The organism is Formosa sp. L2A11 (assembly GCF_009796865.1).
Taxonomy (GTDB): Bacteria; Bacteroidota; Bacteroidia; order Flavobacteriales; family Flavobacteriaceae; genus Formosa.
Genome location: NZ_CP047028.1, coordinates 2086854 through 2107618, shown reverse-complemented (window position 1 = coordinate 2107618; position 20765 = coordinate 2086854). Strand labels below are relative to the sequence as shown.

The following is a 20765-nucleotide window of genomic DNA, read 5'->3' as shown; positions in this document are numbered from 1 at the left end:
TAAAACTTCTCGATGAAAAGGAAGTACTGAATAGGCTGTTAAAACAGCCAAACCTAAAATATAAAAAATCCGTGTAGGATAACAGAAAGCATTCATACCAAGGTAATAGGTAATAAATCCAAACAAATCTGAGACAACAAAGGAAAACGTAAAATACATACAGGATGTAGATTGTATAGAATTATACCTAAAATTATAGTTCCCTACTAGAATAAGTAAAACCAATAATATTAAAGTATAAAAGAAATATAAATACCTATGTATCAGATCCTTAGAAGTTAAAGACATAATATCGATAAGCTCGTAAAACATTATTGCACAAAAGAAGATAACTATAAGGTAAGCGATTAAGGTTTTCTTACTTTCTATTTCAACCTTAAACTTAGGCAGTAAATGTAAGCCTATAAAAAAATAACCTAGAGATCGAACTACTGAAGTTAGGTTATTAAATAAAAGTATATCGTATTTAATTATAAATAGATCTGAAATAAAGAACAGCATAAATGCTATTGCCAGTTTTACATGCTTATAGCCTTTAAATAGTACAAATAACAAACAAAAGGACAACGTTGTAAAGGGTCTTAATGCCCTAATGTAATCTACCGAAAAATACTTAATAAAAAATATATTTATTAAGATCATAATACCAGCCAAGGCTATAATACTGATTTTCCTCGAAAACATTTTTTTTATTTGGGCCAACTAATTTAACAAAACTGTTTTTATTTCAGCGCTTTAGTGTTGTTTTATTTTAGAAAAGACAAAAAAGAGGCGAAGATAAATCTTCGCCTCTTTTTTTTAAACTTAATGTTATAGTATATATATTATCCGCATTTAGAAGATCCGCAATCTTTACATGTTAAACAGCCTTCTTGATAAATTAAATTTTCTGAATTACAATTACTACACGTTTGACCTTTAGCATGTGTACCATCTGTAACAAAACGTTTTAAAGCTCTAACCACTCCGTTTTTCCAAGTATTTATAGATTCACTATCTAATTGTAAACTATTAATTAAATCTACAATCTTATCAATTGGCATACCGTGACGAAGTGTTCCAGAAATTAGCTTAGCGTAATTCCAAAATTCAGGATTAAACTTATAAGACAATCCTTCTATAGTTGTTTTATTTCCTCTTTTATTATGGTATTGAAAATCGTAACGTCTGCTTCCGTCTTCTTCTCTGTTTTTTATAATTAAACCTTCGTTAACCCAACGCGGAATTAAAATTCCGTCTTCATCATCTGTTAAACCTGTAAATATTTCATAAGGCTTACCATCTATTTTACCAATAAAAGCAATCCATTTTTCTCTATTATTCTGAAAACGCACAACATCTGCTTCTAGAATTTGAGGTCGTTTTTTAGGGAACATCGTTAACACATCTGTAGTTGTGTCTTCTTCTTTCTTTTCGTCGTTAGAAATTAAGACTCCAGAACGCGAACCGTCACGATAAACGGTAACACCTTTACATCCAACTTCCCATGCTTTTAAATACAATTGCCCTACTAAATCTTCAGACACATCGTTAGGTAAATTAATTGTTACACTAATTGAATGATCTACCCATTTCTGTACAGCGCCTTGCATGGACACTTTACTTAACCAATCTACATCGTTAGAGGTTGCTTTATAATAAGGTGATTTTGCAATTAATTGGTCTATCTCTTCTTGAGAATAATTAGTAGATAAATCGAAACCATTCACTTCCATCCATTGTTTAAAACGATGGTGAAATACAACATATTCTTCCCAAGAATCTCCAACCTCATCTACAAAATCTATGCGTACATTTTTATCGTTTGGATTAACTTTACGTCTACGTTTATAAACAGGCATAAATACCGGCTCTATTCCAGAACTTGTTTGCGTCATTAAACTAGTAGTTCCCGTAGGTGCAATAGTTAATAAAGCGATATTACGACGTCCGTATTCTAACATATCGTAATACAATTTACTATCTGCTTCTTTTAGACGAAGAATAAATGGATTATTTTTTTCTAATTCAGAATTATAAACTCCAAATGCACCACGATCTTTTGCGGTATATACAGAAGCTCTATAGGCTTCAATAGCTAATTTTTTATGAACTTCAACAGAAAAAGCATTTCCTTCTTCACTACCATATTGAATCCCTAAAGCAGCAAGCATATCGCCTTCTGCAGTTATACCAATACCGGTTCTTCTTCCTTCTTCTGCTTTATTTTTAATATTTTCCCAAAGGTTTCTCTCTGTAGCCTTTACAACATCTAATTCTGGATCTGCTGCAATTTTAGCTAAAATACCATCAATTTTTTCCAACTCTAAATCAATAATATCATCCATAATGCGTTGTGCTACCGCAATATGTTTGCTGAATTTTTCAAAATTAAAAGCAGCTTCTTTTGTAAAAGGCTGATCTACATAAGAAAATAAATTTATTGCTAATAAACGACAAGAATCGTAAGGACATAATGGAATTTCACCACAAGGGTTTGTAGATACTGTTTTGTAACCAAATTCTGAATAACAATCTGGTACAGATTCATTTATTATAGTATCCCAAAATAAAATTCCGGGTTCTGCAGATTTCCATGCATTATGCACAATTTTTTTCCAAATACCATTTGCTTGAATTGTTCTGGTAAATTTAGGCTCTTTACTAAAAATTGGATATTTCTGAGTGTAATCTGAATTAGATTTAACTGCTTTCATGAACTCATCGTCAATACGTACAGAAACATTTGCTCCTGTAACTTTACCTTGCTCTAATTTAGCATCGATAAAATCTTCTGAATCTGGATGATTTACAGAAACCGACAACATTAAAGCACCACGCCTACCATCTTGAGCAACTTCTCTAGTAGAATTTGAATAACGCTCCATAAAAGGGACAATACCTGTAGAGGTTAATGCCGAATTTTTTACAGGCGAACCTTTAGGACGAATATGAGATAAATCGTGGCCTACACCTCCACGACGTTTCATTAATTGAACCTGTTCTTGATCTATTTTCATGATTCCTCCGTAAGAGTCAGAATCCCCACTATTACCAATTACAAAACAATTTGAAAGTGATGCAATTTGAAATGGATTACCAATTCCAGCCATTGGGCTTCCTTGAGGAACGATATATTTAAAATCTTTTATTAAATCGAAGATTTCATCTTCAGACAACGGATTAGGATAACGCACTTCTATTCTAGCAATTTCTTTTGCTATTCTATGGTGCATGTCATTCGGAGTTAACTCGTAAATATTTCCGTCAGAATCTTTAAGAGCATATTTATTTAACCAAACTCTAGCGGCTAAATCGTCTCCTTTAAAATATTTTAATGAAGCCTCGAAAGCTTCGTCTTGAGTATAGTTTTTTTGAGGGATAGGTAAAGAATCTACATTCATTGTCTTAATTAATTAAGTGGTTACTTTAATATTTTTCAGACTGCAAATATAGACAAGAATTTGAAATAATTTACAATAAAATTATTTCAAAGTTTTCAATAAATTTCAATAAAAACCTAAAATACAGTGTTTTAGCATTTTATCAACATAAAATAGTTAACAAATAAATGTTATTTATTTTATTTCTAAATTTAAAAATCGACAACAAAACCAATACCTAAAAGCTGTTTCCATTGAACTTTTGCTCCAGACTGACCATATTCATCAGCATCTTCATCAATAACTATTAAATTCTTAACATCGTTATCATATTTAAGCTGAGAACCTAAAGATGCATTTATAAAATTATTTACTTTAAACCCTACAAGTAACTGCCAATCGACATCAATATTTCCAAAACTATTAAGATAATCTGTATAAAAATTTGCTGTGCTTTTTAATGAGACATTCTGAGCAACATCTACTTCATAGTAGTTGGTTATTAAAATTCCCAGTTCTTCTCTAACCTTCTCTCCAGGGATTAACACATTACCATCATCGTCATAAACAGCAGGCTCAACACCAAAAGAACCAGCGTTTGCCAAATCTTGATCTAACACATAAGTAGATTTAAAAGTTAAAGGAGAAGCATAAAACGATAATTTCTTTATATCCTTACCGTATTCCATTCCTCCACCAAAAAACAAATAGCCTGGAGCCATAAATTTAGATATAGGATTAGAGGTATCTGGATAAGTATACCCGTTTGCAAATTGAGTTGAAAAAGTTAAACGTGCAGAATAATACCATTTAGACTCTTGTGATCTTTTATAACCTACAGACGAACTTATCTCTAATAAATCGTCTGTCTTTTTTAAAACCTCACTTTCTTGCTGGTTTATACCATAACGTGCAGTTAGCCCACTTGTCCATTTAAAGTTTTTAAAAGAATACTCTAAAGCAGACACCTGACTAACAATAGCAGAAATAGAATTACTACCCCCAGCATTCCAGTTTACAAAAGCTACTTCGTTTAAATCTATCGATGCCTTATTTGTATTTAACCAAGTGGGTGTGGGTGTATTTACAATAAGTTTTTTCTTAATATACAATGAGTCTGGTTGAGCAATTGAAAATTGAACAATAAAACAAAAAAGAAAAAAAATATTATATTTCATATTAGTATTACATCTGTTTCACAAAGCGTGACGATTTATTCATATTCAAATTTACCAAATTCACTTGTTATTGATAGCTGTTTTTTCTCTGAAGGCTCAACTCTACCAATAATTTTAGCATCTACATTAAAAGACTTAGATATTGCAATAATATCTTCTGCTGTTTCTGGAGACACATAAAGTTCCATACGGTGACCACAGTTAAAAACTTGATACATTTCCTTCCACTCCGTTTTAGACTGTTCTTGAATCAATTTAAATAACGGTGGAATTGGAAATAAATTATCCTTAATAATATGAAATTCGTTTACAAAATGTAAAATTTTTGTTTGCGCACCACCAGAGCAATGCACCATACCATGAATTTGTTCTTTATTATATTTAGATAATATTGCTTTTATAATTGGCGCATAAGTTCGCGTAGGAGATAATACCAACTTACCAGCATCTAAAGGAGAATTTTCTACTTTATCTGTTAGCTTCATATTACCAGAATACACTAAGTCGCTAGGCACAGCAGCATCAAAACTCTCAGGAAATTTATCTGCTAAGTAATTATGAAAAACATCGTGTCTTGCAGACGTTAATCCATTACTCCCCATACCTCCATTATATTCTTTTTCGTAAGTAGCCTGACCAAAAGATTCTAGCCCAACAATAACATCACCTGCTTTAATGTTTGCATTATCAATAACATCTTCACGCTTCATTCTTGCCGTTACCGTAGAGTCTACTATAATAGTTCTTACAAGATCTCCAACATCGGCAGTTTCTCCTCCTGTAGAATGAATAGTAACTCCAAAAGATTTTAAATCTTCAATCAATTCTTCTGTACCATTAATAATTGCAGAAAGCACTTCACCAGTAATCAGGTTTTTATTTCTACCAATTGTAGAAGACAACATAATATTATCTGTAGCACCTACACATAATAAATCGTCTATATTCATTATTAAAGCATCCTGAGCGATACCTTTCCAAACAGAAACATCTCCTGTTTCTTTCCAATACATATAAGCTAAGGCACTTTTTGTTCCTGCGCCATCTGCATGCATAATTAAACAGTATGCATCGTCTTGAGACAAATAATCTGGCACAATTTTACAGAATGCTTTAGGAAACAATCCTTTATCAATATTTTTAATAGCATTATGTACATCGGACTTTGAAGCTGAGACTCCTCGTTGTGCATATCGCTTACTGACTTCTTGACTCATATGAATTTTAAGTTAAAAAATGAGTTACAAAAGTAAGCATTGTAATTTAGTTTTTTGGAATAATTTTAAGGAAAATAGAAGGCAAAAAAAATATCTTCAAACACCAATTAACGAGTAAATGATTGAAGATATATAACTTTAAAATTAAATTTTCTCACGTCCAAATAGCCTAATTTAAATTAGCTACGAGTGAATTTTTTATTTGTATAGGTTGCTCATTAACGGCTTCCTGAGTAGTACTTTGCTCTTGCGAATCATTTTTTGCTTGAGAAAACACTAAAGTAGCAACTAATAGCAACAACACACTTACAATGAGTTGTTTCATAATTAAATTGTATAGATTAATAGCGGTACAAATATATGATATATATCTACAATAAACTTAACCATAGGCATCTAATTAACATCATTTACCCGTGTTTTCGACAACTCACATTTATGTCAGATAAAAAGCACAATTCTGATGTAAAAGCACAAGTAAACTGTAAGTTTTAACTTTCTTTACTAAAAGTAAAGGATTACAAAAACTCAAAAAAAAACAACAAAAACACATTTAAAGTATAAAAACAAGAGGTAAAAAAGCTAAAAATACTTAGTCTATAAAAAGGCTATCCAATTAATTAACAGAAGTCCTTATTATAATACTAAGTATAATTTTATAAAACTAAGTATAATTAGTCCGTTTAATTCGTAAAAAGCAGTTCTCTATACTTAGTTAACGGCCAAAGCTCATCGTCTACCAATAACTCTAACTTATCGCAATGGCAACGTATCTCAGAAAACATAGGGATTACCTTATAGAAATAGGCTAATGCTTTCTTCTCAACATCTTCTTCCTGATTTGCAGATCTACGTTCTTCCGTCATCTTAGTTACATTGGAGTTTATTGCCTCTATATGTTTAGATATATCTTCTATTAATAAAAGTTGTTCTTTAGCCATTTTTTTAAAAGACGCTCCATAAATATCTTTTAAACCTTTTACGTTTTCAATTAAAACATTTTGATAACGCACAGCAGTAGGCACTATTCTACTTTTAGCAATATCACTAAGTACACGCCCTTCTAACTCTATACGATGTACATACTCATCCATTTCTATTTCGTAACGCGCCTCAGACTCTACCCTATTCATTACACCTAAGCCATCGAACAAGTCTATTACTTTTTTAGACACTCGTACTTTTAAAGCTTCAGGAGTAGACTTATTATTACTTAATCCGCGTTTTTTTGCTTCTTTTTCCCAAGCGTCTCCATAACCATTACCTTCAAAAAGAATATTTTTCGATTTTTTAATATATTCCCTCAATACATTAAAAACGGCATCGTCCTTTTTCATTTCCTTTTTCTCAATAAGGACGTCTACTTCGCTCTTAAAATCTATAAGCTGTCTGGCTACAATAGAATTTAAAACCGTCATTGGGTTTGCGCAATTTGCTTTAGAACCTACCGCTCTAAATTCAAACTTATTACCTGTAAATGCAAACGGAGACGTTCTGTTTCTATCTGTATTATCTAACATGATTTCAGGAATCTTACCAACAACGTTTAGTTTGAGCTCTGTTTTTTCTTCTGGCGATAATTTTCCGCTAGTTACATTTTTAAGCTCACTTAACACTTTAGTTAATTGATCTCCTATAAAAACAGATATTATTGCTGGAGGCGCCTCATTAGCTCCTAACCTGTGATCGTTACTTGCAGACGCTATAGCTGCTCTTAATAATTCTTCATTATCGTTAACAGCTTTTATTGTATTTATAAAAAATGTAAGAAACTGAAGATTACTCATTGGCGTTTTTCCTGGCGCTAATAAATTTACTCCAGTATCTGTGCTTAAGCTCCAATTATTATGTTTACCAGAACCATTTACACCAGCAAAAGGTTTTTCGTGAAATAATACTTTAAAATGATGACGCTCTGCAATCTTATGCATTAAATCCATTAATAATGAATTATGGTCTACAGCTAAATTAGCTTCTTCAAAAATTGGAGCTAACTCGAATTGATTGGGAGCCACTTCGTTATGACGGGTTTTTGCAGGAATCCCTAACAACATACATTCATGTTCTAAATCTCGCATAAAAGACATCGCTCGGTTTGGTATAGTCCCAAAATAATGATCGTCTAACTGTTGCCCTTTAGCAGAAGAATGCCCTAACAACGTTCTCCCAGTAGCAACAATATCTGGACGAGATGCAACCAAAGCTTTATCTATTAAAAAGTACTCTTGCTCCCAACCTAAGGACGCATTTACCTTTTTCACATTCTTATCAAAATATTTACACACCGCAACGGCCGCACTATCTACAGCTTGTAATGCTCTTAAAAGTGGTGTTTTATAATCTAAGGCCTCACCTGTGTAAGACACAAATACAGTTGGAATACAAAGTGTTGTTCCGTATATAAATGCAGGCGAAGTAGGATCCCAAGCCGTATAGCCTCGTGCTTCAAACATATTTCTAATTCCACCGTTCGGAAAACTAGACGCATCAGGTTCTTGTTGCACCAATTCTCCGCCTCCAAATTTCTCAATTGCAGCACCTTCACCTATGGTATCAAAAAAGGCATCATGTTTCTCTGCGGTTGCTCCTGTTAAAGGCTGAAACCAATGCGTATAATGAGTTGCACCTTTAGAAATGGCCCACTCCTTCATTCCTGTAGAAATATGGTCTGCGACTAAACGATCTATTTTAGTTCCTTTTAAAACAGCATCCATGACTTCTGTAAAAGCAGACTTCGTTAAGTACTGACGCATAGTCGATTCATTAAAAACATTAGATCCAAAAATGCTAGATCGTCTTTCTTTTTCTTCTATATAAATAGGCACTCTTTCAAGAGTTTGTTTTAAAGCATGAAATCTTAATATTGCCATTTCCTTTGTTTTTTTTTACAAATATAAAAATTTCACCTCTCATTCTTAACACATAAAGCAAATACCCCTTAAAAAGACAGGGGTTAACTAATAATATCGCAAAAATATTGAATAGACCCCTGAATTTTGTCCGGTAAGTCGAAAAATAATTTATATTTGTTAGTGACATTAACAACTATTATTTGATAAATTATGGCCAAGATTAAATTAGAGTACCTTTGGTTAGATGGGTACTTTCCAACTCAAAACCTAAGAAGTAAAACAAAAGTAGAAGAACACGAAGATTTTAAAGGAACCCTAGAAGAAGTAGGAAACTGGTCTTTCGATGGTTCTTCAACAAGACAAGCAGAAGGAGGATCTTCAGACTGTTTATTAGTTCCTGTTGCAATTTATCCAGATCCAGATCGTATTAACGGATGGTTAGTAATGACTGAAGTAATGAATGCAGATGGAACTCCACACGAATCTAATGGTAGAGCCACAATTGATGACGATGATAATGATTTCTGGTTCGGTTTTGAACAAGAATATTTTATAATGGATACCAAAACACAATTACCTTTAGGTTTCCCTATTGGTGGTTATCCTGCTCCACAAGGTATGTATTACTGTTCTGTAGGTGGTAAAAACACACACGGAAGAGATTTCGTAGAAGAACATGCAGATTTATGTATCGATGCTGGATTAAACTTTGAAGGAATTAACCAAGAGGTTGCTTCTGGACAATGGGAATACCAATTATTCGCAAAAGGTGCTAAATTAGCAGGAGACGAATTATGGATTTCAAGATATTTATTAGATCGTTTAACTGAAAAATACGGTTACTACATAGAGTATCACCCAAAACCATTAGGAAAAGATATGGATTGGAATGGTTCTGGTATGCATGCTAACTTCTCTAACAATATTTTAAGAACTTGTGGAGATAAAGAAACTTACGCTGCAATATGCGAAGCTTTCAGACCTGTTGTAAAAGAACATATTGCTGTTTACGGAGAGTTTAACGACCAACGTTTAACAGGATTACATGAAACTGCTTCTATTACAGATTTCTCTTGGGGAATCTCAGACAGAGGAGCTTCTATTCGTATTCCATTAATTGCAGTCGAAAAAGGCTGGAAAGGATGGTTAGAAGATAGACGTCCTGCTTCAAACGCAGATCCATACAAGATTGCTGCAAGAATTGTGAAAACAGTTAAATCTGCAAAAATTTAATTTTTAAGTTAATTTATATTAATAAAAAACCGTTTAGATTTAATTCTAAACGGTTTTTTTATGTTTTTGACTTTAATAAACTTTCTCAAATTAGAACAACTACATCCACGCTGTTCCAAATTATCCCTATAGAATAGAAACAACTAAATTACAACTAGGATTCTATAATTAGATTTAAACTTTAGAATGCTTTCAGTTTAATATTACTGCAAGTACTCACATCTTCTCTTCATAAAAAACAACTTTACTAAGGCTGTTACTTCACCTATAAGTATTTAAGTTACAAGTTTTACTACTTAGTAAATGTGGTTACTAAAAATATAGCATAAGCGATAAATATTATAGCCCCTTTATAACGCCCCAACACAAATTGTTTTGGTAAGAATACCAACGGAATAAGTACTGCAGAAAAACCTAGCATCCAGAAAATATCTGAAGTTAGTATTTCAGAACTCATCACTTTTATAGGCTCAATCATTGACGTTAAACCAAGTACACATGCAATATTAAAAATATTAGATCCAATTAAATTCCCTAACGAAATTGCTTTTTCTTTTTTAAGAGCAGCAATAACAGATGCTGCCAATTCCGGAACACTTGTACCAATAGCAACCATAGTTACAGAAATAACACGTTCGCTTACACCTAAAGATGTCGCTAAATCTATCGCGCCATTTACTAACCATTCACTACCAAAGTATAATGCTGCGGCACCTATAAGTAACCACAAAATCATTTTAAAATTTGATGTTTTTTCTAAATCATCATCCAATTCATCTACAGCTAAATCGTCTTTAGCAGAGTTTCGTATTAAAACCACTAAGAAAATTACTAATGATGTAAAAAGTGCTGCACCTTCCCAAAAATCTAATACCAACCCACTTCTTAAAAAGAAATAAAGCACGACAGACATAAGCATCATAACTGGCCAATTTAGCTTATAGAAACCTCTATCTACAGTTAACGGAGATATAATTGCTGTAATTCCTAGAACCAAACCAATGTTTGCAATATTAGATCCAATTACGTTACCTAAAGCAATATCTGGAGCACCATCTAAGGCCGCCTGTAAACTCACTAAAAGCTCTGGAGCAGAAGTAGCAAAAGACACCACCGTCATTCCGATTACTAATTTTGAGATTTTCAATTTAAAAGATAATGCTACAGAAGCGCGAACTAAAAACTCCCCACCTACTACAAGTAACAATAACCCTAAAACAACCCAAACAATACTCATAATGCAATTTATTTTACGCGAATATACTACAGAAAAAATAAATAATTTAAGGCTTTTAATATTTCAACTGAAATATTTTAAAAGCTAAAAACTACAAAAAACGTTATAAAACTAAAAATATAGTTTTGAAACTATAAAAATAGTTATATATTTGATTCAGTTTAAATTCAAATCATTAGATCTATGCAAAAACTAACAAACAAGGAAGAAGAAATCATGCACATTTTATGGAAGTTAGAAAAAGCTTTTGTAAAAGATGTACTAGAAGAAATCCAAGAAGACAAACCTCACTACAATACTTTATCTACCATAATAAGACATTTAGAAGAAAAAGGATATGTTGGATATACTGCTTACGGAAAAACACACCAATACTTCCCTATTATAACTAAAGAAGCCTACAGAAAACGCTTTATGAGTTCTGCCATAGAAAACTATTTTAATAGCTCTTATAAAAATGTGGTCTCATTCTTTGCCAAGGAAGAAAAAATAAGTGTTGAAGAATTGAAAGAGATTATTAACGTGATAGAACAAAACAAATAAGTATGGAATATTTTATAAAAGCATCGGCTGTTTTGTGCATCTTCTACTTTTGTTATATCCTGTTACTACAAAAAGAAACCTTCTTTAATGCTAATCGTTGGTTTTTACTTTCTGGATTACTAATATCAGGACTACTCCCCTTTATTATTATTCCAATATATGTAAACGAAACACCAATACAATTCAATATAAACGATTTTGCAACTGTAGAAAGCACAGAAGAAACGATAATATTTAATTGGATGAGATTAGCATCTGTTTTATATGGATTAGGTGTTATATTTTTTCTAGTACGTTTTTGTATTGAGATCTTATCTTTGAGATCCTTTTTTAAATCAGAAGCCACAACACAAGACAACGGATTCAAAATTAGTGAAACCCAGAAAGAAATCTCTCCCTTTTCATTTTTTAAACATATCGTTTACAATCCTAGTCAGTTTAATGAAACAGAACTGACTCATATTTTAAACCACGAAAAAATACACGCATCTCAATATCATTCTATAGATATATTACTTTCCAAAATAGCAACAATTATCTTTTGGTGTAACCCAATAATTTGGCTCTATAAAAAAGCACTCATTCAGAATTTAGAATTTATTGCAGATTCTAAATCTATAGCACAACAATCTTCATCTAAAACATATCAAAAGGTATTATTAAAAACATTAGTACCTAGTCATCAAATGGCACTTACAACTAATTTTTATAATTCATTAATCAAAAAACGCATTCTTATGTTAAATACATCTAAATCTAAATCTGTCCACGCTTTTAAATATGCCGTTATTGCACCATTACTTCTGGCTTTTATTATGAGTTTTAACACAAAAACAGTATATGCACAGGACCAAAATACAGAATCTGAAACTGTTACAATTAAATCGGAATTAAAAACCCTAATCACTAAAAACAAAACTGATGCAGACTTAGAAACTTTTAAAAAGATGTTTCTAAGAATGAATGTAGATTTAGAAATTACAGATGTAAAACGTAATGCATCTAACGAAATTATTGCTATTTCAATAAATGGAAAATCAGAAGTAGAAGAAATAAACTATAAAACAGATTCTAATACGCCTATCTCTCCTATACTAATTTCATATAAAAATGAAGAAAAATCACTGAGCATACAGGTTGTTAAGGAAACCCCAGAAGTGATGTTTACCTCGTCTAAAAACGCATCTAAAGTTACCACTAATAATAAAAATTCATTTATAATCCCAACTAGTGACGGGTCGAGTATTGTTATTAAATCTTCTGGAGACAATTCTAATAAGGAAGACAATGATATTATGTTTATTAGTGATGATGTGAAAACAGCTCAAAAAACTACTGAAGAATCTAAATGGAATATTGAAATGACTGAAGTTGAATCTACAGAAACATTAGATGAAATAGAAGAAAACACTAATGATAATTCAGAAAGTAGCACTGTTCATTTTAGAAGTAATGAAAACGAAGAACCTCTAGTCCTTGTAAACGGAAAGCAATCTACAAAAGAAGAAGTGGAAAACATAGACCCAAATTCTATTGAACAAATAAATGTTTTAAAAGACGTAAAAGCAACAGAAAAATATGGCGAAGAAGGAAAATATGGCGTAATAGAAATTATTTTAAAATAACCAATTTTCTCTAAACGAAATAACAACTTATGTGTTTACTCATCAATCAAAAATCGAATTAAGATCTAAACTAGACATAATAGAACCCAATACTATTGCAAAGATGAATATCTTAAAAAGATGAGAAAGCAATAGAAAAATATGGCGAAGATGCTAAAGACAGCGCTATAGAGGTGAGTCTTAAATAAGATAAAACTTAGATTTAAAACAATATGAAAAATATTTTCACACTCATCGGTTTACTTTATGGCGTTATCTGTTTCGGGCAACAGCAGAAAATTGAAAAACCTGAATACGTTATTATTGCAAATAACCAAATCATTACAGAAGCAAAACTGGGAGAATATGCCCAAAACGGCTATATAAAAGCCATGAATAAAGGCGTTTCTCAGGAATACAGAGACGAACTCGCAACACAATTTGGAGATAAAATTGGAGACAGAGCGTTTATTATTAGCATTGATTTGTTTACAGAAGAACAGCGCATAGAAAATCAAAACAAAGCGAATACAATACCGAAGCAAACTAAAGTGGACTTTGACGAAGGATTATTATTGAACGTTAATGATGTTGCTAAAGATTTTACAGTACAAATGATTAATGGAGAGTCTGTAAAACTATCGGACTTAAAAGGCAAAGTTGTGTTCTTAAATTTCTGGGCAACGTGGTGTGCGCCTTGCTTAATAGAATTTCATGAAATACCGGAGAAGATTTTAGAGCCTTTTAAAAATGATGATTTTGTTTTTCTATCTATTTCTCGTGGTGAAACAAAAGAAAAAGTGTCTAAAAAAATGCTTCAGCTTCAAGACAAAGGGATTGACTTTAATGTTGGCATTGATCAAGATAAAAACATATGGAATCAATATGCTACAAAATACATTCCTAAAAACTTTATTATAGATAAAGATGGTGTCATCAGATTTATATCGACCGGAAATTATGAAAACAGTGTAGATACTATTGCAAAAGAAATTAAAAAACTACTTAAAGACTAAAAAACAAATATAAACTATCTATTACAAAATTTTAAAATCCGTTTTGCACCATCGTAAAGCGAATTTTTTATTCTGTTACATTTATTTTAAAACGAAAGCAAAAACAGTTTCTCTAGTTTAAGATATCCTATTATATTTGGACAATGGAAATATATAACCCAAAAGAATGGTTTAAGGCTGTATTTTATATTCATAAGTCTGACACCATAAGAAATCTATATCCTTACTTATTATTAACTGCTGTATATTCAGGTGCTGTTGCTTTTTACGAACTCGAGTATTTAAATTTATCTGCAAAAAGTTGGGTAAACAATATTACCATAGTACACAGTTTATTAGGTTTTGCGCTATCTCTTTTATTAGTTTTTAGAACCAATACGGCTTACGACAGATGGTGGGAAGCACGAAAACAATGGGGAGCACTAACCAATGTGAGCCGGAATTTAGCATTAAAACTTAATGCTCTTTTAGATGAAGATGACACTGCAATCCGACACTTTTACAGAAAAGCAATTCCTATGTATTCGCAAAGTTTGTTTGCTTTTTTAAGATCTGATTATACAACATTTATGTTAGACGATCATGAACATCCAGAATTAGGAGATGCATTTAGCACAAAGAAACATGGTCCTAATCAAGTGGCTGCATTAATATTTAGAAAGACCAACTTACTCTATAAAGAAAATAAAATATCGGGAGAACAGTTACTTATGCTTAATCATGAATTAGAAGGCTTAACAAATATTTGTGGAGCTTGCGAACGCATAAAAAACACGCCTATTCCTCATTCTTATAGCACGTTTATAAAAAAGTTTATAGCACTATTTGTAGGTACACTTCCTATTGGCTATGTGTTCTCTTTAGGTTATTTTGTGGTTCTTGCTGTCCCTTTTATTTTATATGTTTTAGCGTCTTTAGAATTAATTGCAGAAGCAAATGAAGATCCGTTTGGTACCGATTATGACGATTTACCAATTGAGAAAATGGCCGAAAACATGAAAAAACATACACACGAACTTTTACATCCTTAGATAAAAAATACTTCTATATAAATAAAAAAGTCTCCTTAAATAAGGAGACTTTTTTATTATGCTAATTTTATCTCGTATTACAGCTACGATATATTAAATGTTATTTATTGACAAATAAGAAAACACAGAATTTAAAACGTAATCAAAAAGATTATTAATTGCTATATGTAGGTAACCCATATTTATTATGACTTATACATCTTTTATCTCATAACATGTAAAACAGAAGTTACACTCAGAAGAAAACAAAAAACAATATGGTCTTTAATATTTTAAAATAGAAGTTACAGTATTACTTTTTAAGCGCTCGCGACCATTTAAGAATTCCAATTCCATTATAAAATTACACTGTACAATTTCTCCTCCTAAACGTTCTACTAACTTACAAACAGCTGCCGCAGTACCACCTGTTGCTAACACATCGTCGTGAATTAAAACACGATCTCCAGGTTTTATGGCATCTTCATGAATCTCTAAAACATCACTACCATATTCTAATGCATAGGTTTCAGACAGTGTATTGTAAGGTAATTTACCAGGCTTTCTTACCGGCACAAACCCTGCTTTTAAAGATTGAGCAATTAAAGTCCCAAAGAAAAACCCTCTAGCTTCCATACCTACAACTTTATCTATAGATTGGTTGCCTACTAATTTTAATAATTCTTGTAAACATAAATTTGTAGCTTCATGGTTATTTAACAAAGGTGTTAAATCTTTAAAAACAATTCCGGGCTTAGGAAAATCGTTAATGTCGCGAATAAATGGTGCTATTGATTTCATTTAGCAAAGATAAAAAAAGCCTTTACACTTTCCCTCAGAACAAACATCTGTTTCGTATAAATATATTTTCTACATATATTTGAAAACAACCAAACCAATGCTCATGAAAAACGTACTCAAAACACTAACCTACATCACATTATCTTTACTACTTTATAGTTGCCATTCTGGATCTGATTTTAAATTACAAGAAGGCGATTTATTATTTCAAGATGTAGATTGCGGCCCATTTTGCGAAGCGATAGAAGCCGTAACCCAAGGTGTAAACGATTATAATTTTTCGCATGTTGGATTGGTAATAAAAGATAAAGATGGAAAATTAAAAATAATGGAAGCCGTTTCTGAAGGCGTAATTCTAACACCATTAGAAGACTTTTTAAGCAGAAGTCAGGATTCTCTAAATAAACCTAAAGTAATTGTAGAGCGGTTAAAACCCGAATTTACACACCTCATTCCTAAAGCCATTGCTTTTATTAATTCTAAAAAAAATGCGCAATACGATTCGTATTTTGATATAAATAATGACAGTTATTATTGTTCAGAATTAATTCACCTCGCTTTTAAAAATGCTAATAATAATCAAGCTATTTTTAAAGAGTATCCCATGACATTTATAGCACCAAACACGAAGCAAACCTATGCCATTTGGGAGACTTATTTTAGCAACTTACACTACCCCATCCCCGAAGGAAAGCCCGGTTTAAATCCCGGAGGCATGTCGCGTTCTCCTTTTCTAGAAATTGTTCATCTGTACGGAACGCCAAGTAAATCTACGCACTAGCAAACCACATACAATTAACTTATTACAGCATACCCGTTTAAAACAAAGAGAAACGGTACTAAAAAACAAGACACATAAAACCCCTTATAAAAGTGTGTTTTAACTACACATTCTATTATTATTATTTATTTCTACTATATTTTTATATTCAGCAAAAGAAAGTTAAATATCCAGCGATTTAATCATCAAAATAATTTTTATTGCCTATGGTTCGTTGTATTTTTACTTGATTAAATTTTCAAATCATTGTAATTATGAATATCGCAAAATATATAGACCATACACTTCTAAAATCTTCGGCGACAGAAAACGACATTAAAACGCTGTGCGAAGAAGCCATAAAATATCAATTCTATTCTGTTTGTGTAAACAGTTTTTACGTGCCTTTTGTAACTCCATTTTTAAAAGGAACAGATGTAAAAGTGTGTACAACAATAGGATTTCCTTTAGGTGCTGTAACTACAGACACCAAAGTTTTTGAAACAAAAAAAGCGATAGAACAAGGCGCACAAGAAATAGACATGGTTTTAAATGTTGGCATGTTACGTGGTGAAAATTTTGACTTTGTTTATAACGATGTTAAAGCTGTAAAATCCTGTATGGGAGATGTAACCTTAAAAGTTATTCTTGAAATTAGCGAACTAACAGATGCCGAAATTATTAAAGCTAGCGAACTTTGCCTTAAAGCAAAAGCTGATTTTATAAAAACATCTACCGGATTTTCTTCTAGCGGCGCAACAATTGATGCTGTAAAACTTATGAAAAAAACAGCCAACGGACAAGCAAAAGTAAAAGCCTCTGGCGGAATTAGAAATTTAGAAACTGCTTTAAAATTTATTGAAGCCGGAGCAGACCGTATAGGAGCATCGGCAGGAGTTGAAATTGTAGAAGCTTACAACGCACAACTATAATTTATTATTTCGTTACATTATTCTTAATAAAATTTTTTAATACATGAGTTTACATATTGAAGCCAAAAAAGGAGAAATTGCAGAAACCATTTTATTACCTGGAGACCCATTACGTGCCAAATGGATTGCCGAAACATATTTAGAAAGCCCCGTGTGTTTTAACACCGTTAGAAATATGTTTGGATACACAGGAACATATAATGGTAAACGCATTTCTGTAATGGGAACAGGTATGGGAATTCCGAGTATATCTATTTATAGTCGCGAATTAATTAAAGATTATGGCGTTAAAAATTTAATACGTGTTGGTACCGCTGGTTCTTACCAAGAACATGTAAAAATTCGCGATATTGTAATTGCCATGGCAGCATCGTCTTCAGGAATTAATAAAACCAGATTTAACGGCGCAGACTTTGCACCAACAGCAAGTTTTGAACTGTTCCAGAAAGCTACAAAAAGTGCCAACGACAAGCAAGTACCAATAAAAGCAGGAAATGTTTTATCTAGCGACGAGTTTTACGCAGATAGTTTCGACTCTTATAAACAATGGGCAGACTTTGGTGTGCTTTGTGTAGAAATGGAAGCTGCCGGATTATACACCATCGCAGCAAAACATAATGTAAATGCCCTGTCTATACTTACCATTTCAGACTCTTTAGTTACAGGCGAACGCACTACAGCTAAAGAACGTGAAACCACTTTTAAAGACATGATTGAAATTGCCTTAGACTTGGCATAACACACATAAAAAGCGCAGTGAAATAATCGCTGCGCTTACACTTCTCTTACCACGCTTTCTTCTCTACACACTTCTCTTTTCCCTAAACTAATTTGCACAATTACGGTTTACCCGTAAATTAATTTCACTGAATTATTTTATTTTTAAGCTTCTTAATTTAATAAGCTTCTTAACGGGATAAACTTATGTTTATTTGGAATATTAGGAGTTGCCATTCATTAGCGGAACGCATTCAAAACTGAAAAGAACAACCTAAAAAAACAAATAAAATGAACAAACTAACATTAATACTCGTAGGACTTTTATCCTTAACAAATATTATTTATAGCTTTTGGAAATATTCAGAAACTGAACAAATATTTGGAATTGAAATGAACATTTGGATTTATCGATTAGTTTGGGTTTTAGTCTTAATTGGAATTAGTTATGATTATTTTAAAAAAAATAAAACTAAAGTATAATTCCGAATTAATATTTAACCTAAAATCGGAATTTAAAATATCGAATGTTAAGCTGAATTTGTTTTGACCCCTATAAAACAAGAGTAATCTTTTAAATTTCGATTATTGCTTAAGCTGTTAATTTTTTCATTAAAATGAGGTGTTTATCAGCGTCCCATTTTTCCATTGGTGTAATTCGTCCTAAGAGCCCATGTAGCCTAGTATTATTATAAAAAGTCACATACCTTTTTAAGATTTGTTCAATTTGCCCAAAATATCGATAATCAACTTTTTGAAAAATTTCTTTTTTTAGTATTCCATGATAGGCTTCTATATGCGCATTTTCTTCTGGTGTGGCTATATGTGTAAATTCTTGCTGAACCCCAATTAGCCCAAGATATTCACGTACATTATTTGCAATAAACTGGCTACCGTTGTCACTTCTAATAACAACATTATTAGGGTATTGGTATTCTGCAAACAACTCTGATAAAAACGCTATCACCTTATCCTGTTTAATAGAAAAAGAAAAATAGTCTTTTAATATTCTACGAGTATGTACGTCTATGATGGATAATAAATAAGCGTTTTTACCCACACTAGGAACCCATACCGTCTTTATATCCATCTCTAAACATTCCATTGGTCTAGAGGTGTTTACTTTTCTGAATTTTACAAATTTACGCCCAGAACCACTTCTGTTTATCCGATTCTCTAGTTTTAGCATGCCCTGTTCTTTCATAATTCTATAGAGCTTTTTATGATTAATCACGTATGCTTCTTTTTTCAAGTAAGAAGTCATTAATCGGTAACCACAATCTATAAATTCATGACTTAAAATCTCTTTTATAGAAGCAATAACAGCGTCTTGATTAACCCAGCCTCTAGATTTATGATAGGTGAGCTTACTAGGAGTATTACCTTTTTTTCCGAAACTTGGAGTACGGTAATAGCTACTATGAACCATCCCTACCATATTAATTATGTTGGTTTTACTAATTTTATGTTTACTATAAATAGCATTTACTAAATCTTTCTTGGATCGGACGTCCCAAACTTTTTTTTTAAAAGTTCCCGTTGTACTTCCAATTCAATTTCCTTGTTGCTTAGAAGCTTACGTAGTATTCTATTTTCTTCTTCTGCCTGTTTATGTTCTTTACTTTTAGTATCATAAGTGACTTTTAAGCCGGCTTCTCCTTGGCTCTCATGTTTCTTCTTCCAACTATAAAAAGTACCCGTACTAACTCCGTATTTACGACAGGTTTCTACGATACCTATCGCTTCTGAACTGGAGAGAATTTCTAACTTCTGATCTAAGGTCCATTTCTTATATTTCATATCTCAAATATATTAATTTTGAAATTTAAAATATCACTCCGATCTTATTGGGGGCTAAACTAATGACAGTCGGAGCAAAAAATCAAAAAGAGATTATTGCTCATTTAGGCAATCTGATTGAATTAAAAATCGACAAGTATAATAATGCAATTGAAGAGTGGAACAAGCACAGCACATAATCGAGTGGATGGCTCCGCCATCAAATGACGGAGTGCACCCCTCACACCACCGTACGTACGGGTCTCGTATACGGCGGTTCGTAAATCATCACACCAAAGCTCTTTTCACCCTTGGCACTATCTTCTAGTTTAAGCATAGGCTACCACTAGGGCTCCTATGCGAATTTTGAAGAGAATTACGTTCAGTCCTTCTCTACTTGTGAGTCCATCGGAGGTATTGCCTCTGCTCGTTTCCTGTAAGTACTATGACCTCTGCTGACTTCTCCAAATAACCAACTCGTAGTTTTGGAGACCTCCCCAGGTAATGGCATCTTCTTTCCCTCA

At 32.3% G+C, this 20765-nt stretch carries 18 protein-coding genes; 9 read left to right on the top strand and 9 right to left on the bottom strand.

The annotated features are described in order from the left end of the window. Positions 1-824: 824 nt before the first annotated feature. The 5 genes from GQR95_RS09175 to GQR95_RS09155 form a co-directional block, all read right to left on the bottom strand. Positions 825-3383 (bottom strand): adenosylcobalamin-dependent ribonucleoside-diphosphate reductase, encoded by a 2559-nt coding sequence (locus tag GQR95_RS09175; protein WP_159022893.1) that lies wholly within the window; start codon positions 3381-3383, stop codon positions 825-827. A gap of 191 nt (positions 3384-3574) precedes the next feature. Further along, positions 3575-4474 carry a DUF3078 domain-containing protein gene (locus GQR95_RS09170; RefSeq protein WP_233265901.1) on the bottom strand — a complete coding sequence of 300 codons (900 nt, stop codon included), beginning with the start codon at positions 4472-4474 and terminating at the stop codon, positions 3575-3577. A gap of 101 nt (positions 4475-4575) precedes the next feature. Then, positions 4576-5757, bottom strand: coding sequence for an AIR synthase related protein (locus tag GQR95_RS09165; RefSeq protein ID WP_159022891.1), 1182 nt, complete (start codon positions 5755-5757; stop codon positions 4576-4578). A 169-nt stretch (positions 5758-5926) separates the two neighbouring features. Continuing rightward, a complete protein-coding gene (locus tag GQR95_RS09160; RefSeq protein ID WP_159022890.1) occupies positions 5927-6082 on the bottom strand; it encodes a hypothetical protein in 156 nt (51 codons plus the stop codon). Between the two features lie 358 nt (positions 6083-6440). Next, the gene (locus GQR95_RS09155) at positions 6441-8627 is read right to left on the bottom strand and encodes a glutamine synthetase III (RefSeq protein ID WP_159022889.1); all 2187 of its coding nucleotides are present in this window, start codon (positions 8625-8627) and stop codon (positions 6441-6443) included. A 192-nt stretch (positions 8628-8819) separates the two neighbouring features. Here GQR95_RS09155 and GQR95_RS09150 point away from each other — a divergent pair, with 192 nt between their 5' ends. Then, positions 8820-9842: a glutamine synthetase beta-grasp domain-containing protein gene (locus GQR95_RS09150; protein WP_159022888.1), complete on the top strand. Its 1023-nt coding sequence runs from the start codon at positions 8820-8822 to the stop codon at positions 9840-9842. 292 nt (positions 9843-10134) lie between these two features. Here the strand turns inward: GQR95_RS09150 and GQR95_RS09145 are convergent, their stop codons facing one another. Further along, positions 10135-11079 carry a calcium/sodium antiporter gene (locus GQR95_RS09145; protein ID WP_159022887.1) on the bottom strand — a complete coding sequence of 315 codons (945 nt, stop codon included), beginning with the start codon at positions 11077-11079 and terminating at the stop codon, positions 10135-10137. A gap of 183 nt (positions 11080-11262) precedes the next feature. Here GQR95_RS09145 and GQR95_RS09140 point away from each other — a divergent pair, with 183 nt between their 5' ends. From GQR95_RS09140 to GQR95_RS09125, 4 genes are all read left to right on the top strand, one after another. Next, positions 11263-11622, top strand: a complete 360-nt coding sequence (locus GQR95_RS09140; protein ID WP_159022886.1) for a BlaI/MecI/CopY family transcriptional regulator — start codon at positions 11263-11265, stop codon at positions 11620-11622. Between the two features lie 2 nt (positions 11623-11624). Next, positions 11625-13247: a M56 family metallopeptidase gene (locus tag GQR95_RS09135; protein WP_159022885.1), complete on the top strand. Its 1623-nt coding sequence runs from the start codon at positions 11625-11627 to the stop codon at positions 13245-13247. A gap of 212 nt (positions 13248-13459) precedes the next feature. Continuing rightward, positions 13460-14242: a TlpA disulfide reductase family protein gene (locus GQR95_RS09130; RefSeq protein ID WP_159022884.1), complete on the top strand. Its 783-nt coding sequence runs from the start codon at positions 13460-13462 to the stop codon at positions 14240-14242. A gap of 143 nt (positions 14243-14385) precedes the next feature. After that, positions 14386-15273, top strand: coding sequence for a bestrophin family protein (locus GQR95_RS09125; protein WP_159022883.1), 888 nt, complete (start codon positions 14386-14388; stop codon positions 15271-15273). A 264-nt stretch (positions 15274-15537) separates the two neighbouring features. On the opposite strand, the gene GQR95_RS09120 is transcribed toward GQR95_RS09125, so the two are convergent. Then, entirely contained in the window at positions 15538-16053 is a 516-nt protein-coding gene (locus GQR95_RS09120; protein ID WP_159022882.1) for an adenine phosphoribosyltransferase, read from the bottom strand. A 103-nt stretch (positions 16054-16156) separates the two neighbouring features. On the opposite strand from GQR95_RS09120, the gene GQR95_RS09115 reads away from it, so the two are divergent. The 4 genes from GQR95_RS09115 to GQR95_RS09100 all read left to right on the top strand — a co-directional run bounded on the left by GQR95_RS09115 (position 16157) and on the right by GQR95_RS09100 (position 18945). Beyond that, positions 16157-16834, top strand: a complete 678-nt coding sequence (locus GQR95_RS09115; RefSeq protein WP_159022881.1) for a YiiX/YebB-like N1pC/P60 family cysteine hydrolase — start codon at positions 16157-16159, stop codon at positions 16832-16834. A 254-nt stretch (positions 16835-17088) separates the two neighbouring features. Next, positions 17089-17745 (top strand): deoxyribose-phosphate aldolase, encoded by a 657-nt coding sequence (gene deoC, locus GQR95_RS09110; RefSeq protein WP_159022880.1) that lies wholly within the window; start codon positions 17089-17091, stop codon positions 17743-17745. Positions 17746-17788: 43 nt separating this feature from the next. Next, positions 17789-18484 carry a purine-nucleoside phosphorylase gene (gene deoD, locus GQR95_RS09105; RefSeq protein WP_159022879.1) on the top strand — a complete coding sequence of 232 codons (696 nt, stop codon included), beginning with the start codon at positions 17789-17791 and terminating at the stop codon, positions 18482-18484. A gap of 269 nt (positions 18485-18753) precedes the next feature. After that, positions 18754-18945, top strand: a complete 192-nt coding sequence (locus GQR95_RS09100) for a hypothetical protein (protein WP_159022878.1) — start codon at positions 18754-18756, stop codon at positions 18943-18945. Positions 18946-19054: 109 nt separating this feature from the next. Here GQR95_RS09100 and GQR95_RS09095 read toward each other — a convergent pair whose 3' ends face one another. Further along, positions 19055-19906 (bottom strand): IS3 family transposase, encoded by an 852-nt coding sequence (locus GQR95_RS09095; RefSeq protein WP_233266040.1) that lies wholly within the window; start codon positions 19904-19906, stop codon positions 19055-19057. A gap of 44 nt (positions 19907-19950) precedes the next feature. Next, positions 19951-20262 (bottom strand): transposase, encoded by a 312-nt coding sequence (locus GQR95_RS09090; protein ID WP_159022877.1) that lies wholly within the window; start codon positions 20260-20262, stop codon positions 19951-19953. Between the last annotated feature and the right edge of the window lie 503 nt (positions 20263-20765).

What these genes read in the sequence shown, in the direction of transcription:
- deoC (WP_159022880.1), top strand. Translation starts at nt 17,089, where the DNA reads ATGAATATCGCAAAATATATAGACCATACACTTCTAAAATCTTCGGCG.
- GQR95_RS09165 (WP_159022891.1), bottom strand. Translation starts at nt 5,757, where the DNA reads ATGAGTCAAGAAGTCAGTAAGCGATATGCACAACGAGGAGTCTCAGCT.
- deoD (WP_159022879.1), top strand. Translation starts at nt 17,789, where the DNA reads ATGAGTTTACATATTGAAGCCAAAAAAGGAGAAATTGCAGAAACCATT.
- GQR95_RS09125 (WP_159022883.1), top strand. Translation starts at nt 14,386, where the DNA reads ATGGAAATATATAACCCAAAAGAATGGTTTAAGGCTGTATTTTATATT.
- GQR95_RS09145 (WP_159022887.1), bottom strand. Translation starts at nt 11,079, where the DNA reads ATGAGTATTGTTTGGGTTGTTTTAGGGTTATTGTTACTTGTAGTAGGT.
- GQR95_RS09100 (WP_159022878.1), top strand. Translation starts at nt 18,754, where the DNA reads ATGAACAAACTAACATTAATACTCGTAGGACTTTTATCCTTAACAAAT.
- GQR95_RS09120 (WP_159022882.1), bottom strand. Translation starts at nt 16,053, where the DNA reads ATGAAATCAATAGCACCATTTATTCGCGACATTAACGATTTTCCTAAG.
- GQR95_RS09140 (WP_159022886.1), top strand. Translation starts at nt 11,263, where the DNA reads ATGCAAAAACTAACAAACAAGGAAGAAGAAATCATGCACATTTTATGG.
- GQR95_RS09130 (WP_159022884.1), top strand. Translation starts at nt 13,460, where the DNA reads ATGAAAAATATTTTCACACTCATCGGTTTACTTTATGGCGTTATCTGT.
- GQR95_RS09090 (WP_159022877.1), bottom strand. Translation starts at nt 20,262, where the DNA reads ATGAAATATAAGAAATGGACCTTAGATCAGAAGTTAGAAATTCTCTCC.
- GQR95_RS09160 (WP_159022890.1), bottom strand. Translation starts at nt 6,082, where the DNA reads ATGAAACAACTCATTGTAAGTGTGTTGTTGCTATTAGTTGCTACTTTA.
- GQR95_RS09175 (WP_159022893.1), bottom strand. Translation starts at nt 3,383, where the DNA reads ATGAATGTAGATTCTTTACCTATCCCTCAAAAAAACTATACTCAAGAC.
- GQR95_RS09150 (WP_159022888.1), top strand. Translation starts at nt 8,820, where the DNA reads ATGGCCAAGATTAAATTAGAGTACCTTTGGTTAGATGGGTACTTTCCA.
- GQR95_RS09135 (WP_159022885.1), top strand. Translation starts at nt 11,625, where the DNA reads ATGGAATATTTTATAAAAGCATCGGCTGTTTTGTGCATCTTCTACTTT.
- GQR95_RS09115 (WP_159022881.1), top strand. Translation starts at nt 16,157, where the DNA reads ATGAAAAACGTACTCAAAACACTAACCTACATCACATTATCTTTACTA.
- GQR95_RS09155 (WP_159022889.1), bottom strand. Translation starts at nt 8,627, where the DNA reads ATGGCAATATTAAGATTTCATGCTTTAAAACAAACTCTTGAAAGAGTG.